The 17,546-nt window shown below is 46.4% G+C and carries 14 protein-coding genes; 2 read left to right on the forward strand and 12 right to left on the reverse strand.

Going from position 1 to position 17,546, the window contains the following annotated elements; genetic code table 11:
* Nucleotides 1-204: 204 nt before the first annotated feature.
* The 11 genes from DC345_RS06510 to DC345_RS06560 form a co-directional block, all read right to left on the reverse strand.
* Nucleotides 205-1,347 carry an amidohydrolase family protein gene (locus tag DC345_RS06510; protein WP_113052412.1) on the reverse strand — a complete coding sequence of 381 codons (1,143 nt, stop codon included), beginning with the start codon at nt 1,345-1,347 and terminating at the stop codon, nt 205-207.
* Nucleotides 1,348-1,349: 2 nt separating this feature from the next.
* Nucleotides 1,350-2,408 carry a pyridoxal-phosphate-dependent aminotransferase family protein gene (locus DC345_RS06515; protein ID WP_113052413.1) on the reverse strand — a complete coding sequence of 353 codons (1,059 nt, stop codon included), beginning with the start codon at nt 2,406-2,408 and terminating at the stop codon, nt 1,350-1,352.
* A gap of 1 nt (nt 2,409) precedes the next feature.
* Nucleotides 2,410-3,177 carry an ABC transporter ATP-binding protein gene (locus tag DC345_RS06520; protein ID WP_113052414.1) on the reverse strand — a complete coding sequence of 256 codons (768 nt, stop codon included), beginning with the start codon at nt 3,175-3,177 and terminating at the stop codon, nt 2,410-2,412.
* Between the two features lie 2 nt (nt 3,178-3,179).
* Nucleotides 3,180-3,932 (reverse strand): ABC transporter ATP-binding protein, encoded by a 753-nt coding sequence (locus DC345_RS06525; protein ID WP_113052415.1) that lies wholly within the window; start codon nt 3,930-3,932, stop codon nt 3,180-3,182.
* Nucleotides 3,932-4,798, reverse strand: coding sequence for an ABC transporter permease (locus DC345_RS06530; RefSeq protein ID WP_113052416.1), 867 nt, complete (start codon nt 4,796-4,798; stop codon nt 3,932-3,934). The genes DC345_RS06525 and DC345_RS06530 overlap by 1 nt, the downstream gene beginning before the upstream one ends.
* On the reverse strand, nt 4,795-5,739 hold the full coding sequence (locus tag DC345_RS06535; RefSeq protein ID WP_220095235.1) for an ABC transporter permease: 945 nt from the start codon (nt 5,737-5,739) through the stop codon (nt 4,795-4,797). Before DC345_RS06535 ends, DC345_RS06530 begins: the two co-directional genes overlap by 4 nt.
* Complete coding sequence (locus tag DC345_RS06540; RefSeq protein ID WP_113052417.1) at nt 5,736-7,355, reverse strand: ABC transporter substrate-binding protein; 1,620 nt, start codon at nt 7,353-7,355, stop codon at nt 5,736-5,738. The genes DC345_RS06535 and DC345_RS06540 overlap by 4 nt, the downstream gene beginning before the upstream one ends.
* 232 nt (nt 7,356-7,587) lie before the next feature.
* On the reverse strand, nt 7,588-8,739 hold the full coding sequence (locus DC345_RS06545) for an iron-containing alcohol dehydrogenase (protein ID WP_113052418.1): 1,152 nt from the start codon (nt 8,737-8,739) through the stop codon (nt 7,588-7,590).
* A gap of 271 nt (nt 8,740-9,010) precedes the next feature.
* Nucleotides 9,011-9,868 (reverse strand): GNAT family N-acetyltransferase, encoded by an 858-nt coding sequence (locus tag DC345_RS06550; RefSeq protein WP_181586508.1) that lies wholly within the window; start codon nt 9,866-9,868, stop codon nt 9,011-9,013.
* A gap of 132 nt (nt 9,869-10,000) precedes the next feature.
* The gene (locus DC345_RS06555) at nt 10,001-11,695 is read right to left on the reverse strand and encodes a M3 family oligoendopeptidase (protein ID WP_113052420.1); all 1,695 of its coding nucleotides are present in this window, start codon (nt 11,693-11,695) and stop codon (nt 10,001-10,003) included.
* A gap of 261 nt (nt 11,696-11,956) precedes the next feature.
* Nucleotides 11,957-12,763, reverse strand: a complete 807-nt coding sequence (locus DC345_RS06560; RefSeq protein ID WP_254790073.1) for a glycoside hydrolase family 12 protein — start codon at nt 12,761-12,763, stop codon at nt 11,957-11,959.
* A gap of 745 nt (nt 12,764-13,508) precedes the next feature.
* Here DC345_RS06560 and DC345_RS06565 point away from each other — a divergent pair.
* A complete protein-coding gene (locus DC345_RS06565) occupies nt 13,509-14,249 on the forward strand; it encodes a hypothetical protein (RefSeq protein WP_113052421.1) in 741 nt (246 codons plus the stop codon).
* A gap of 142 nt (nt 14,250-14,391) precedes the next feature.
* A complete protein-coding gene (locus tag DC345_RS06570) occupies nt 14,392-14,604 on the forward strand; it encodes a cation:proton antiporter regulatory subunit (protein WP_053779896.1) in 213 nt (70 codons plus the stop codon).
* 96 nt (nt 14,605-14,700) lie between these two features.
* On the opposite strand, the gene DC345_RS06575 is transcribed toward DC345_RS06570, so the two are convergent.
* Nucleotides 14,701-17,448 carry a PAS domain-containing hybrid sensor histidine kinase/response regulator gene (locus tag DC345_RS06575; RefSeq protein WP_181586509.1) on the reverse strand — a complete coding sequence of 916 codons (2,748 nt, stop codon included), beginning with the start codon at nt 17,446-17,448 and terminating at the stop codon, nt 14,701-14,703.
* Nucleotides 17,449-17,546 lie beyond the last annotated feature (98 nt).

Consider the following 17,546-nt stretch of genomic DNA (forward strand, 5'->3'; position numbering starts at 1 on the left):
ACTTCGACAAAAGTTTAAGTGGATATCACTCCTTCCTTTATGCCGCTGTTATTAAATATTGTATTCGCTGATGGGTCTGCAAAATCCTTTTGGAAAAGTTTTGGGGATTTAATTATCGCTTAATATTCGCCCGACAACCTGATCCTTCGAAGCAACATAGCCCTCACTGCACTCACGTGTAAAGAAAAAAACGCAGAAACCAAGTTATGGTTTCTGCGATCCAATAATTACGGACACGATGCTCTCTCGCAGCTGATCTGCATCTTTCGTTTGATACGGATCAGCATTGAAAATAATGGCGTCCGCAATATAACCTTCTGCAATCTGTCCCAATTCGTCGCCACGACCCAGAATCTCAGCAGCATGGGTCGTCGCAGATTGCCACGCCTCTGCCCGGGTCAAGCCATAATCAATCAGCGTATCCAACTCTTGCAGATTATAGCCATGCAGTGAAGGTGTGGCGTAATCCGTACCGAAGCCGAAACGGACTCCTGCTCTTTTTGCATATCCGATGGCTGTAGAATGAGCTTCAGCAGCGCGCGCTGCACGATCACTGATAATAGTAGGCAACGCAAGCACGCCTTTCGGATCTGCGGCAATCCGATATATTGATGTGGTTGGCACAAAGGCCGTTCGGGACTGCGCAAGTCTGCCGGCCTGATCCTCCGATAAGAACATGCCATGCTCCACGGATTCCACCCCGGCCTGGATAGACCAGTCTATCGTCACACCACCCCAGGTATGAACCAACACCTTTTTATGGTGAGCATGGGCATGGCGAACGATGAACGCGAACTCTTCCTCCGAAAATACAGGATCGAGCACTTGTTCCGTAGGGGCTCCCAGTCCACCTGTCGCCATGATTTTAACCCAGCCCGCGCCTGTATCAAAAATTCCGTTCAACCGTTTTTCCAGATACTCTACACCTCTGGCATCTGCCGCACCCAGCATTTCACTGCTGGTTTCAACCCTTAAGGGATGTTGATAGTGCTGAGCGAGATGCCGAGCGGTGCTTGGTAACAATCCGCCTGCATCGCGAGCAGTAGTTACTCCCGTCCGGAGGGTAGCTGCAAAAGCTTGCGCCTGCATCACTTCAACCTCGTGACTGTCACGTTTCAATTGATCCGCATGGTCAAAGTCCGTCCAGGCCAGATGTGTATGAAGATCAATAAGTCCGGGACTTATCCATAAATCTGTACCTGGAAGCGATGGGTTATCATTCTGCGGCACGGATTCTGTAACAGATGCAAACCGTCCATTCTGGATCGAGATATCGAACCGTTTTCCTACAATGCCTGCTATAAAGATATGTTTGAAACTTTGCTCCTCCGATTTTACCTGGGTCATATTCATTTCCCCCAAACGAGGCGAACAGCCTGGACTGCTTGCTCATGGTCCTCATTCAATAATGCCGCAATGGTCGCAACAGCTTCCTCCACACCTGCCAGGGACGCATTAACTCCAAAATGATTAATTCGCAAGAGTTGACCAAAAAGTTCTCCATCCCCAGGAGCAACGATGCCGATCGGCTGATCAATATACAACTTCTCCTCACCTGCAATTCGGACCGTCGTCGTGAGTGTCGAAAATGTTCTGTTATCTTTTTGCCAAGGCTCCAGACCCAAGGCCTGAATTCCTGCTATAGCAGATAACGCCGCCTGTTCATGACGCTTGATCACCTGCTCCAATCCTTCAGACTCAATGGCTGTCAAAGCCAAAATCAGTGCTCTGGCTTCCAGCGTTGGAATGTTGGGAGGAACCCTTACAGGTACAGCTCCTTCCTCGGATGGCTTCAAATCAAGCAAAGACAGGATGGAGTTGCGCGGTGCATGCGCATTGGATTCGAGAAATTCCCATCCACGTGGTGAAATGCTTACTGCGCTGATGCCGTTAGGGCCGGCCAAGGCTTTTTGTGCACCCACAGCTACAAAATCAACGCCCCATTCATCGACCAGCAGAGGCTCTCCCCCAATTGCTGAGACAGAGTCGCTCACCGTAATCAGGTTATGGGCACGCGCAATCTTTATAATTTCTTCTGCGGGATTCGACCCGCCTGTAACCACCTCTGCTTGAACAAAGGATAGTGCGGACGGTTGATACTTTTCAATCGCGGCAGCTACCTTCTCCACAGGTACAACTTCATCAAAAGGAACTTTGACTTCAATAACCGTTGCCCCTCCACGTTCAAGCCACTGACCAAACAAACTGCCATAAGGCCCTGTTACGACATTGACAATCGTACGACCCGGTGCAGATATTCCAGCTGCCACGGCCTCTATGCCCAAGATAGCCTCACCTGGGATGATCACCGGAGGATACTTTGTATTCAAAAGGTTGGAGAGCAATTGTGTAAGTGTATCGTATTCCGACAGGGTGAGGGGAATGTTTCCTTTATATTGTTGGCTCATATTAACCTCCTAAAGAACTTGATTTCGGCATCTTTGGAACTGCGGATAATAGCTCTCGGCTATATGCCGTTTCAGGTCGAGTGAAGAATTGATCTTTGGGGCTAATCTCCACAAGCTGACCCTGCCGCATGACTGCTACCGTATCACTAATCGCATGGATAACTCCAAGATCATGAGAAATGAACAGTAGCGTAAGATTAAGTTCCCTCTTAAGTGAATTGAACAGATCGAGCACACTCCGCTGCACGGAAACATCCAGTGCACTTGTCGGCTCATCCGCAATTAGCAGACTCGGCTCTACGCTTAATGCACGTGCAATGGCGATCCGTTGGCGCTGACCGCCGGAGAATTCATGGGGATACTTGTCCAGTGCCCTGCTTTCCAACTGAACACGGGCCAGGATCTCTCTCGATCTTTTCTCCACCTGTGCATGGTCTACAATGCGATGAAACAACAGCGCTTCAGCAAGAATCTGCCGAATGGAATGTTTGGGATTCAGTGAAGCATCCGGATTTTGGAAGATCATCTGTATGCTTTTATACTGCTCACGACTTCTCTTCTTCTTTAATTGCTGATCCCCCAGCGAAATCTGCCCTTCATCCGGCGTAATTAACCCGGCAATGACTCTTGCAAGGGTAGATTTGCCCGAACCGGACTCACCGACAAGACCAAGCGTGGTATGTTTCTGAAGATTCAGTGTGATGTTGTCCAGCGCAGTAAAATCACCATATTGAACCGTTACATTCTGGACTTGCAGAGAAAGTTCCATCATTATTCGCTCCCTTCAAGCTTTGGTAAAGGAAGTACCGAGTTAATAAGCATTTGGGTGTAAGGATCTTGCGGGTTTTGCAAAAGGTCAAGCGAATCCCCGTGCTCCACAATCCGCCCCTGCTTCATCACGCACAGCTTCGAGCACAGCGCCGCTGCAATCGCCAGATTATGTGTTACAAAGATCATGGCGAATCCCAGTTCACGCTGCAAACGTTGGATCGTCTCCATAATTTGACGCTGCACAGTAACGTCCAGCGCCGTTGTTGGCTCATCACAGAGCAGAATGCCCGGCTTGCACGCCAGGGCCAGTGCTATGACTACCCGCTGACACTGCCCACCTGACAGCTGGCTAGGATATCGATCCACACGCTTAAACGAGTCGGGAAGACCCAACAGTTCAAGCAATTCCAGCGCTGCTACCCTGGAGGCCTTCCTGCTTAACTTTTGCCTGTAATAGACAACTTCCGTCAGCTGTTTGACAACGGGGCAGAGTGGATCGAGCGCACCTCTCGGGTCTTGAAATACCATTGCGCTGTTCACGTCACTTCGAATGGTTCCGCCCGTCTGCTCTACACCGCTTGGCAACAGTCCCAGAATCGAACGAAGAGTTAGTGATTTACCAGAGCCGGATTCACCTACTAATCCCAGGCTCTCCCCTCTGCCAAGCGAGAAATGAACATCTTGAACTAATTTTTGATTTGACTTGGTTGACAGAGACAGTGCCTTGACTTCAAGAATCGGATCTGTGGACATTATTTTTTCCTCCATACATCGGCCAATCCATCACCGACAAGCGACAAAGCAATTCCCGTGTAAACGACTGCAAATCCCGGAACTGCCGAGAGCCACCAGGCTGTCGTGATAAAGGATTGTCCATCCGAGATCATCGTGCCCCAATCCGGGGTCGGTGGTGCGATGCCAATGCCCAGGTATCCAAGCGTAACAATCGCCACCAGCAGCCCCACCATATCCGTCATGAGGACAACGATCGCCTGAGGCAATACATTGGGCAGGAGATGACGAAGGATGATCCGTATTCCCGGTAAGCCTAACGTCTGTGCGGATGCGATCCATTCCTGCTTGCGGTACGATGCACTCAGCCCCCTGACGACACGGGCAAAGACAATCCAGCCAACGAGCATAAACGTAATATAAATCCCCCGCTCACCCGCTCCGCTGGCAAAAGCCACGATAATGACAATGAGATAAAAAGGGAAAGCGATAAGTGTATCGGTAACTAACGATATGACCTTATCAATCCATTTTCCGTAATACCCTGCGAGCATCCCCAGAAATACGCCCATGCAAAAGGGTACAATTTCCGCCAGCACCATAATGCTCAAATCGGTTCGCGCGGCATAAATCAGTCTAGTAAACAAATCACGTCCCAGTTGGTCTGTGCCCAACCAATGTTCAGCAGACGGAGGCTGCAAAAAGGCACTCAAATTTTGCTCCGAAGGGTCATAAGGACTAACCCACGGTATGATTACAGCCAAGATGATCAGCACAGCAAACATCACACTTCCCACAAGCAGGGTAGGAGTTTTCAATATGCGATTCAAGAGACTGGTGTTTTGGCTGTCTTCATATAACAGAGGTTCAATTCGTATCGTTTTCATGGTTTTCCTTTCGTTCTGGGATCAAGCCATCTGGACAGAAGTTCTATCAGGAGACTGATGATCACGACAGATACAGCACAGTAAAGGGCTATGCCTTGAATGACCGGGAAATCCCGTTTGGAAATGGAACTAAACAAAAGACTGCCAATTCCTTTAATACCAAATACCTGTTCCACGACCAATGTGCCGCCAATGAGATAAGAGATATTAACGCCAAGAAGGATCAGTGTCGGAAGCGCCGCATTACGCAGGACATGTTTGAATAGAATGACCCGGCTCGGTAATCTCGCAGCTTTCAATGTAACTACAAAATCAGATTCCAGTACTTCAAGCATCTGGGCTCTTAATGAACGAACCAAAGTTGGAATCTGTGAAAAAGCTACGGTAATGGCGGGAAGTGTCAAACTGTATAAGGTGCCCCACCACCCTTCACCGACTCCACCAACCGGAAACCAGTGAAGATGAACACTCAGCAGCAGAATCAAAAGGATGCCAACCCAGAAGATTGGCATACCTAGCGTTACCGTAGGAAAAATACGTATCAAATGATCCAGCAGCTTATCCTTGTGTGTAGCGGCCAGTGTAGCAAGCACAAGTGCTATGACAATTGCCAGTGCACACGCCATGCCAATAAGCAGCAAGGTAACGGGTGCCCGATCAGCAATCAATTCTCTAGTCGAGGTTCCGTTAATAATGGAGTTGCCGGTATCCCCCTGAGTGAAAAGTGTCTTCACAAACCGTATGAATTGTTCCCCCAGCGGCAGATTCAGCCCGAGAGCATGGTGTATGCTCTCAACGGCCTCGGGGGTGCTGTACTCGCCAAGAATCATTTTGGCAGGATCGCCTGGTACCATTCTGATGAGAAAAAAGACTGCTGTCATCACACAAAGGATCACTGCCAACGCTCTTCCCACAGTACTGATCAACCAGAACTTCTTCATTTCTGAATACGAACGTCTTCAAAACGCACACTGCCGTTAGGCAAAACAACAATGCCATCTACTGAAGAACGAACGCCAATCAGAATATCCGGATAATAAAGCGGAATGTAAGGCACTTCATCAGCAAGCGTTTGAAGCAATTTGGAGTATATTTCGGCACGGCCATCGCCGTCCGGTGTTTGTTGGCCTTTATAGAGAAGCTTGGTTACTTCATCATTGGTGTAATGCGTCCAGTAAGATTTGCTGAAACCATCAGGGTCGGTCTGGAACGCAATGATCGAGTTCGCTTCCGGAGAATCGGCTTGCCCGCTGTTCAGCATCGCGGCGAAATCATAAGCAAAGAATCGTTCACGGAAGGTAGCGAGTTCAATCGATTCAATCTCGATGTTAATGCCAATTTGTTTTCCCGCTGCCTGAATGATTTGCGCTTCTTGCGCTCTGGTGCTGTTGCCTGAAGCTACAAGCAGTTTTGTAGTAAATCCATCAGGGAAGGCCGATTTGGCCAGTTCCGCTTTGGCTGCATTTACATCAAAATTCAGTGCCTTGAGTGTATCATTCGAGTTGTAAGGAATCGTTGTCGGCAGCAATGAATTAGCGGTCTGTGCATAACCAAAGGTAAGCGCCTTGGTCAGACCATCACGATCAAGTGCCAGAGCCAATGCCCGACGAACATGCACATCCGAAAAATGCTTATCCAGCGTATTAAAGAACAATTGCTCTGTCACCCAGCTGCCGTTGGTTACAACCGTTGTATCCGCGCCATTCTTTATTTCATCGGCATTTTGCAGAGCAAGCGACTCAATTGCGTCCACTTCTCCTGCTTTCAATTGATTGATAGCTTGGCTGTCATCTTCTATCAGCTTGTAAACAAGCTTATCAACCGATGGCTTTCCTTCTTGCCAGTAGTGAGTGTTCTTCGTAAAGGTGACATCGCCTGCAGGGTCCCACTGTTCAACCACGAAAGGACCTGTACCCACTGGATTCTTAAAAAATTCTTCCTCGGTAACTCCGCCAAAATTATTCGGAATAATACCGTTCGAGAAGTTGGACAGCTCCGAAATAAACGGCGTATACGGCTCTTTAAGCGTGATCACCAGTGTATGGCTATCCGTTGCTTTGACAGTGTCTACCTTGGCCGATATTGCCAATGGGCCACCAACCTTCAAGTGCCGCTCCAGCGAGAATACGGCATCCTCAGCCGTAACATCTGTGCCGTTGGAGAACTTTAAGCCATCACGCAGCACAAAGGTATACGTCAGACCGTCATCACTGATGTTATGCGACTTGGCAAGCCAATCCACAATCTCGCCTTTGCTATCAAAAGCAACCAGAGATTCAAATACTTTATCAATGGCAAAAGCGTTGTTCGATGTGATCTGATTATGCAAATCAAACGAGGTTACAGAAGCCGGCCGACCATATACAAAGGTCCCTCCCGTTGCAGTCTCGTCCGTCTTTGAATTTTCATCCGTACCCTGGCTCGTGCCTGGCTGGGCTGCTGCATTGGGAGCGGGATCATTGTTCGATCCGGAGCAACCGCTAACGATTACCAATAACAGAACGGCTAACACTCCTACCCATAATGAGTTTCTCGTTGATGATTTAAACTGTGACATGACTGACTCTCCCCTTCCAATAAAACTTATGTGTTTAGTATGGATTGATTATGGATTAAAGCACACCCTCTGTCAAACAAAAAATAATGATCATTACGAGATAAAACTATTTTATCCAATGAAGGAAATGAATCCGTATTCACAAGGCTCAGAAGTTCGCACAACACAAAAAAGCCTGAATATAATCTGGCATATATTCAGGCCCTCTTTGTACTAACCATATTGTAATACTCTATATAATTTTGCGGAACAGCTCCATGACTTCATCCCTGGAAGGTTGATACGGATTACCAGGTGCACAAGCATCTTTCATCGCGTTATCTGCCAGCAACTCAACATCTGGGTCTTTCACACCCAATTCAGACAGTTTCTCAGGAATGCCAACATCCTTGGAAAGCTGACGAATGGCTTGGATTACATACTCCGAGCACTCCTCATCTCGTTTTCCTTTTACATCCATACCGATTGCTTTGGCTATATGACGGAATTTACCTGGCACATGCTTTGCATTCAATTCTTCTACATAAGGGAGCAACATCGCGTTACATACCCCATGCGGCAGATCATAGACTCCACCAAGTTGATGGGCCATCGCATGAACATAACCCAAGCCTGCATTGTTAAAAGCAATCCCGCCAAGAAAACACGCATACGTCATATGCTCTCTTGCTTCCAGATCACTGCCGTCCCTGACGGCTCTTGGTAAATATTCAAAGATTAGCTCAACGGCAGCCGCCGCTGTAGCACTCGTCACTGTAAACCCTCCAGGCGTCACCATGGCTTCCACCGCATGGGTCAATGCATCCATGCCCGTGGCGGCAGTAAGACTGGCCGGTTTGCTCAGCATCAGTTCCGGATCATTCACCGACAGGTCGACGAGACTGTTTCGATCCACCATCACCATTTTCACCTTGCGTTCCTCATCTGTAATCACGTAGTTCATGGTCACCTCACTGGACGTGCCAGCCGTTGTGTTAATGGCAACAAGCGGCACGGACTTGTGTTTCGATTGATGCAAACCTTCATAATCGCGGATATGCCCACCGTTGGTTGCGACAATGCCAATGGCTTTGGTTGCATCCTGAGGTGAACCTCCGCCTATCGATATAATGGCGTCACAGCCATGATCCTGAAATACGTGAAGTCCATCATGTACATTCTGACAGGTTGGATTGGGCTGAACCCCATCATATACAACATAGTCTAACCCTGATTTTCTTAGTATAGACAGCACTTGTTGAGCAACGCCGGAAGAAATTAATCGACGATCACTTACGACAAGCGCTTTGCGAATACCCATGTTCTCAATCATTTTTCCTGCTTCGTGTAAACATCCTCTACCCATCAAGTTCACGGGCGGAACATAATAAGCGTGTGTTGCCATCTGAACCAGCCTCCTGTTACCCCTGATTTACTGTCTTTATTGTAACTGAATCCGTTTTCAGATATAGTGAAATAAATCACAACCAAGTTGATAAATGTTTCATTTGCACGGAATTATCCAATAATTATGACTGTTCTTCAGTAACTGGCTTATGTGTGCGTGAATTGAAAAGGGCTAGTTGATCTTGGATTCACAGGCTTCACAAATCGAATCAAAAAACAGGGACTGTCCCTGGTCATTTTCATGACTTGGGTACAGTCCCTGCAGATGGTCAGCAATTTAGAAGCTCCTGAATCGGCATGTAATAGACGGGATAGGCTCTGCTTTGTTCAAAACCAAGCTTACCCGCTATTGCAATGGAATCATGACGAAAATCCTCTGTCGTCCAGTGTGGAACACACCCCTGTTCCAAAACGGATTGAACATAAGCGCTTGCCATGGCCGTAGCCAGACCCTTGCCACGGTGTATCGGATCGTAGGTGTTGATGCCTGTTTCATGGTGGATGCCACTGACAAACACTGAGATACATGTACCTACAACCTTCCCTTGATAAACCGTGCATGTTCCTGCTCCGTATTGGAAAAAGTCCTCCACCGAATGCCAGAATTTCAAAATTTCATGCTCGATGATACAGTTTTTGTCCTCTAGCATTACAGCTTGATCGATAACTTGAATCTCATATCGGGGAGAAACGAACTTGAAGTTGGAACTTCGTTCAAGCCACTTTTCATACTTCGCAAGATTGAATTGAAAAGGAACTCGTAATCCTTCTCGCAAACGTCCAATGAACATGTGATGCAGTACTGGAGACCAATCCGAGCCGGGCTCGGGGTACACTTCAAGATTCAGCATGTCTTCGCCAGCATCTAACGCTTCAGGCAGTAGCTCCTGAACGAGTACCTCTCTGACAAGACTATTGAACTGTTCATTATCCGATCTTCCGATCAAATAAAACATTTCGTTTTCGGCCCAAATCAGGGCACTTTTTGGAACATGAAGCTGATCTGCATAGACACGCCCGCGTTGAAGTCCTGCAAGTACTCCACCCATAACCACATGCCCGTTCGTTCCCGAGATGAAGGGCGCCAATTGATTCCTTTGGGACGGTTGATCCAGTATAACCAACATGGTATAACCTCGCATTCTTTGTATAGAGTAGGGAAATGAATTCATTCAAATCCGCCCTGCCTCAGAATGCTGTAACGTCAGGTTTATTCCTCGTTCCCTTTCACCTCTTCGACCTTTATTTTTATTTCTCGCTTACAGCGCTTTATCGTCTACTGCATCCAACCATGCTTCGATATCGCCGATAACGGAGGATACGCAGCCGTCTTCAAACGGAGAATTCAAACCTGCCAGTTCTACCAATCCTGTGAAGGACAGGCTTCCTCCGGCTTTACACAAAGTCAAATAGTCAGCCCATGCGGACTTCATATCCTGGTTACTGCGTTTCCAGAACTGGAATGCACAGATTTGTGCCAGGGTGTAGTCGATGTAATAGAACGGCGACGAGAAGATATGACCCTGCTTGTGCCAGAATCCGCCTTGTTCCAAATAAGCGTTATCCTTGTAATTGATGTGCGGCAGATAAGTCTTCTCAATATTGCGCCAAGCCTGCTTGCGCTCCGCTGGTGTTGCATCCGGATTTGCATAAACGTAATGCTGGAATTCATCGACTGCCACGCCGTAAGGAATGAAGAGTAGTCCAGAAGACAGGTGATCAAACTTGTATTTATCCGTATCTTCCTTGAAGAACAATTCCATCCACGGCCAAGTGAAGAATTCCATGCTCATGGAATGGATCTCTGCGGATTCATACGTTGGCCAGTTGTACTCAGGTACTTCGAAGTGACGGCTCTCATAGACCTGGAACGCGTGACCCGCTTCATGTGTCAATACGTCGATATCACCCGATGTACCGTTAAAGTTAGAGAAAATAAAAGGCACTTTGTAATCGTTCAGGAAGGTACAATAGCCCCCACCCTGCTTGCCTTTTTTGCTCACCAGATCCATCAATTCATTGTCCGTCATCATCTGGAAAAACGTATCCGTCTCCGGTGATAATTCAGCGTACATTTTCTTACCATTGTCAATGATCCAGTCGGCATCTCCTTTAGGTGTCGGGTTACCCGTCTTAAAGCTGAAGCCTTGATCGTAAAAATAGAGGGTATCCACATCAATCCGGCTGCGTTGACGCTCTCTGAGCTTCGTCGCTACAGGCACGATATAATCACGAACTTGTGCTCTGAAATTGGACACCATCTCCGCGTTGTAATCCGTACGGTTCATACGGTCATAGCCGAGTTCCACATAAGATGGATATCCCAGCTTCTTCGCGATCTGTGTACGCACTTTCACCAATTCGTCGTAAATGCGATCGAATTCAGCCTCATGCTCAGCCATGAACGTATATCTTGCTTCCGATGCGCGTTCCCGCATGGAGCGATCCGTGGACAACTCAAAAGGATGCAGCTGCGGCAATGTGCGCTCTTCACCTTCAAACGGAATTTTGGCCGAAGCAATCAGCTGGTTGTATTCCGTAGAGAGTTTGTTCTCTTTCTGAAGGTCCTCGATAATTTCCGGGCTGAACGTTTTCAGAGACTGATCCGCCAGCTGGAACAGCTGTGAACCCCATTTTTGTTCCAGTTCAGCACGGAATTTGGAATTTACCAATGCCCGATAATAATCGGTGATGTATTCTTGAATGATCGGAGAGCTTTCATCCAGAAACTCATTCTCTTCTTTGTAAAATGTATCATTGGTATCAATGGAATGACGGATGTAGACCAATTGTGCCTGAGTCTCAAAGTCACTGCGCAAAGCATTAATCTTGTCCATATATCCACTCTGCTCTTCAACCGTAGTCGCGGCTTCAAAACCACTCAGAAGCTCACGGAATGACGTTTTGATTTGTTCCAGATCGGGACGCGTATACGTATACTCACTAAATTTCATTTATGTACACCCTTTCCTGTTAGGCATATTTCGGGATTCCCCGAGTTGAACTAAACCCTATTATACAAAAGAGCAGCCTAAAAATCCCAACTTTACGAAAAATATTTGTCCATCGGTCAAATGGAGCTACATCACTCGTTACATATGTTACGCATGAATGTTAAGTACAATACAAAAGTAAAAGATGCTGCATCAGCAGGAAATGGGTTTTCCTTCGAGCAGCATCTCATTAAATCAGGAAAAGGCGTGATAAACAGACCGTTACTGAACGTTCACGTACCAATTGGAGTAATTGATCTGGCCGCTGCCTTTCGTAATTTCGGTTCCATATTCAACACTGCTGACATACTTGCTGTTGGTAAAATAACTTTTGGAGATCAGATAATCGGTGAAGTTTTTGACGTTGATGCTAAAGTTGTTGGGGGATTTCGACTTTTTCAGGAACGAGTATACCCACCATTGATGCACTCCATTATCGGTAATCTCACCGCGATACAGATCATAGGTTTGTCCACCAATGGACACATCCGAGAACACTTTGGAACCAATAGGTCCTACACCGGAAGTCCAATCGTTCCAGATCATAATCTCCTCGGTGGGTGTGCTTGACCAGGTCGCATTGCCGATGTCGTGCAGCCAGATATCATACGCATTGTTATACTCCCCAGTGGTGTTGGAAGCCTTAGAATAGCTTACGCCGGTATTAATACTTTTGTTCGCAGATAATCGCGTTGGCAGCCCACTGCCTGGTGTGTAGCCTTCTGTCCAGTGCCAGCCGCTGACAAGAGAAGGATAAGCTTTGACTCCACCCGCAGTCGTTGGCCAGTTCCAAACGTAACCCAGATCAGTATTGCTGTTCACATACACGGACTGGGACCAGCCACTGACACTTGAGCTTCCCCAGCTATTATTGAAAATATAATACTTGTTGTTGCTGAAATTAAGTTTGGCATACGCTGTGGAATCCGATGCTGCGCTTGCTGTAATTGGAACGGCCGCAATCAGTAAAGACATAACCAGCAGCATCCATGCTTTCTTGCCTGACCTTTTCTTCATCTTCAAACCCATAATTTTAGCCTCCCATAAATTTAAATGTAAACGCTTACAGTTTTAAGTGTAAAACATTTCCATTTGGAAGCATACCACTTAAATCCGACATGATTTCATGCTATATTTAGACTTTTGGGTATTATATACAAATAAGCCCGCCTCGCATCCATTGCGAAGCCAGCTTATAGGCTTGTCTTTTCAAGTTTTTTTTCAATATACCCTAGTGTTGATCGTTGTCCATAATCTTGTAGAACCAGCCCATTCCGACCATTCCCACAACCATAATGATTGCCATAATAATGATATATGTCATGAATGTAACCCCCCTGCTCCGTATTTCTTCACACTACTACCAGTTTACACGGTGAAACCCATTTTGAATTGACTGAACATTGACAAAAATACGAAATCTTCATTTTATCTCAACATATTATGTCCTTTTTCATTGTAATTTCAACCGGTATGTCATTCATTCGATTATTCCACATCTACCTTATCTGCATCCAAATGTTCAAAACACAGATTCACGGTTCAAACGTTCACCCTTAAGCACAATAAACAACTCGTCTGACTTGTTATCATTATCGAATCACTCCTTTATTGCTTCGCACCTCTTTTTTCATATTAATTCTATAGATATATCCTCTCAAAACATACATTCACCAGGCTCTAATAGTGAACAAAGTTTCATCCGCCATCCTTACGGTGTATACTATACTTCTATGAATTGGAATTGGATTATACGCAGAAAGGTTTGAACTGAATGTCGACTCGCACACCCTATTTTCGTCAGCTATTATTCGCTTCTCTACTAACTCTTATGCTGTTTATACTATCCGCTTGTGCTGATGGTGAAGCTCATGTCACGGTTAATATGGACGGTTCATCCGATCTGGATCTGAATCTCAGCGTAACCGACTCAGCTTTGGGAATGATGGGACAAGAAAATCTCATGACAATGCTCGCAAATACGTTGAAACAGAATAATTTCCAGGCCGAAGTTTCGGACCAGGGAGATCGGACACAGCTCAAAGCGACAACCCATTATGAGAAAAGTAATACCGTCTCTACCTTCAGCATGTCGGATCTGCCTGATGGAATCAAGGTGGAGCAATCCACTACACCCGGCTTTTTCACTTCCAAATTGCATATTGCTGCTGAAGCTGACCTGTTGCAGACAATACCTGATGGAGAAGTCAAAGACCAAATCACCAAGGTCCCCGGATTCCTCAAAAACTTGCTGTTGAAAGATGTCAATTTTGATTTCAAGCTGACACTGCCAATTAAGGCCCAGGATTCCAATGCAGATCTGGTCGAAGATCATGGAAAGACCCTTATTTGGCACGTCTCCCCACTGAATACGAATAAGCTGGATTTGACCGTAAAGGTCCCGAATATTCGGAATATTATTATTACGGGGGGCATTGCCTTGGTGCTGATCATTGCATTACTTATCTGGTTTATGGTCCGTCGTAGACGAACCAGACAGGCTCGAAAAGTATAACTAACCACAGTTCAGGAAACTTGGATGAGATCACCACTAATTCATTTCCGACTTGCCAAACGGTGTTATGGATAGTAGAATACATCCGTACTGTGTGAACGGTTAACTTAACTATGGAAAAGCTAAAGAGGTGACAGGTTTCATGAATATCCGGGAATGCCCATTGCCTGGTATCGGAGTGAAGTACCAGTTTGATACAAAAAGCGGTAATAAGTTGGTTATTATTGTCCATGAAGACGGACGCCGTGAATTGTTCTCGGTGGACCCCAATGACAACGAAGAACTTACCCTAATTGCAGAACTGGAAGATGACGAGTGTGTAACCCTTTCGGGGTTAATTGGAGGATGGTCCTGATATTTGTCAGGGCAATACCAACGATATGCAAAATAACCTGCTCCCTTATTAGGGCAGGTTATTTTCTTATCTCTGTATTCTTAGTGCTACTGACCATCAGCGCTCTTGCCGGGACCGAATATACGGAACCCATGTGTTTAGTACACGACTTATTTCCGTAGAGCTGAACGGTTTGCTGATAAAGTCCTGCATGCCGCATTGTAAACACGCTTCCCGGTCGTTCGCTCCTGCAAATGCCGTGATGGCTGCAATGACGGGAGTTTCAGGATGGCTTTGTCTAATTCGACAGGTCGCTTCAATTCCATCCATAACAGGCATTTGGATGTCCATAAAAATAAGGTCATACGTTTCCCTTTCTAATGCTTTCACCGCTTCAGCACCGTTCTCCACGATATCACATACACCGCCGAGCTTACGAAGCATTTCCTCCAGCAAATGACTGTTCAATGACTGATCCTCAGCTATAAGAATTTTGATCCCTGCTGCCAGACTTGTTCGATTCAGCTTCAGGTCGTTATCAGCCACCTCTTCAATCCGATCCGTGTACTCGTCTTGCCAACGTTCAAGTAACAGGGTGAATTGGAAATTGGCTCCCTCACCTGTCTCACTTTGTACACCAATGGCGCCGCCCATGAGTTCCACAAGCTTTTTACTGATAGCCAATCCCAGACCTGTACCTCCATATTTCCGATTAATAGCCGGATCGAGCTGCGAGAAGGACTGGAAAAGTTGATGCTGCTTATTGAACGGAATGCCAATCCCCGTATCTTTGACTGAAACTAACAAGATAAGGTGATTCTCATTGTAAAATTCCGCTGGCTTAACGTTCACATGAACCTGAATGCTTCCCTTCTCCGTGAATTTGACGGCATTGCCTACCAGATTTATTAGAATCTGACGAATTCGTGTTTCATCGCCTCGTACGCGTTCAGGAATCTGATCTGACATCTCACAGTATAGTTCAATATTCTTTTCGGAAGCTCTAAGCGCAAATAGTTCCATAACCCCGCCAAGAACGGCTTTGAGATCCACTGGCTGTCGTTCGAGATCCATTTTGCCTGCTTCAATCTTGCTGAAATCCAAGATTTCATTCAGAATATGCAGCAGTGATTCACCACTGTCGATGATGATATCAGCGAAGCCGTTCTGCTCCTCATCCAGCTCTGTTTCTTTTAGAAGGTGAGCCATGCCCATAATTCCATTCAGAGGTGTACGAAGCTCATGACTCATAATTGCCAGGAACTCGGATTTGGCTCGATCCGCATGTTCTGCCACTTCTTTGGCACGAATGATTTCCTTCACCGATGTCATATCGCGGAAAACCAGAACTGCCCCACGATTGTCCCCTTGCTCCATAATCGGTTTCAATTGGAATTCTGCCAAGAAGCTGGAGCCATCCTGCTTCCAAAATACAGACTCAGATCGCGGCAGACTTCGCCCTTCTCGTACAGCTTGAAGAATTGGAGTTCCATTGGACGGATAAGGGATACCCTCGCTTTGCATTTGTAACATAATCTCTTCAAGTGGCTTGCCATTCATCTCAGACGGACAGAAATCCATCATCTCTGTTGCAATCGGGTTGGCAAATATAAGGTTTCCATTCTGATCCAGGCCAATGACTCCCTCAGACATGGCATTAAGAATCAACGCCCTCTCATAACTGAGATTTTCAATTTCCTCTACATACCTTTTGGACTCCGTAATATCGCTGGTTATTCCATAGACGCCTACGACCCGATCCTCGAGCAAAATCGGAACATTAATCACACTCGTTTCAATACGCTGTCCGTCTTTGTGAATCAGCCCTACTTCATAGCTCTGTACGGTTCCTTTTGCGGTCTCTTCAAAGTGATGCCTTGCCTTATCCAGGTCCGCCGGGTCAATGAGATGATCAAAAGATGAACTAAGAAGTTCCTCCTTGGTATGGCCTGTCAATTGCTCCTGACCCGCGTTGGCCTTCAGCAAGTTTCCGTCCAAATCCAATGAAGCAACTCCAAGTGGATTACTGTCGAACAAAGATTGGTATTCTTGAAGACTTAACTGCTGCTGCTTGCTTGCTGTAATATCACGGGTCACCGCGATCATTTCCTGCAGATTCCCCTGTTTGTCATATAGATAATGAGTGATGGTATCTGCCCATACAACAGAACCATCTTTATGCAGGAGCCGATAGATCATTCGATCAGGAGCAAGGCCTTGAATTTGACCCGCTACGTAAGCTTCCACAAGAGGTACATCGCTGGGGTGGATGCAGAACAGGCCAGATTGACCAACCACTTCTTCTGGATCATATCCCAACATGTTTTGGCTGGCTGGAGATACGTACTTGAACGTCCGTTCCGGATCAGCATGATGAATGGCAATCAGGTCAAGCGAGGATTCAACCAGCAATCTTGAGATACGACTACTCTCTTCCAACTGCTTGCGCTGTATAATGAGTCGACTCTCCGCATCCTTTTGCTTCGAAATATCCGCTGCCTGCACAAGCAAATAAAGCGGCTCGCCACTCGTTTCATCCCTGACGATGCAGGCTCTTACCGTCGCCCACAGAAGAGAATCATCCTTGCGCTTAAGCCGCAACTCTGTTTCATACATCAGACTTGATCCATTGGTCATACCCCAGAAATGGGATCTAAACTCCTCCATCTCTATGTCTTCCTCATAGATCATATGTACAATCGGGGAGCCAATCAATTCATCTTCACTGCACCCCAGCATTTCACAAAATGCCGGATTGAGCTGAAGCCAACGTCCGTTCACATGCGAAGCAACAGCAATGCCGATCGGTGCATGTTTGTATAACTGCTCGAACAGAGAACGATTCTCTGCAATTGGATTCGACACCACATATCCTCCTTTATGGGGAATCTGAATATATTCCGTATGAACAGATCGACCTGAACATAACTTCATCTATAAGAGTAGTACCCCAAATGTCATGA

It is taken from the genome of Paenibacillus taichungensis, from assembly GCF_003287275.1.
Classification (GTDB): Bacteria; Bacillota; Bacilli; order Paenibacillales; family Paenibacillaceae; genus Paenibacillus; species Paenibacillus taichungensis_A.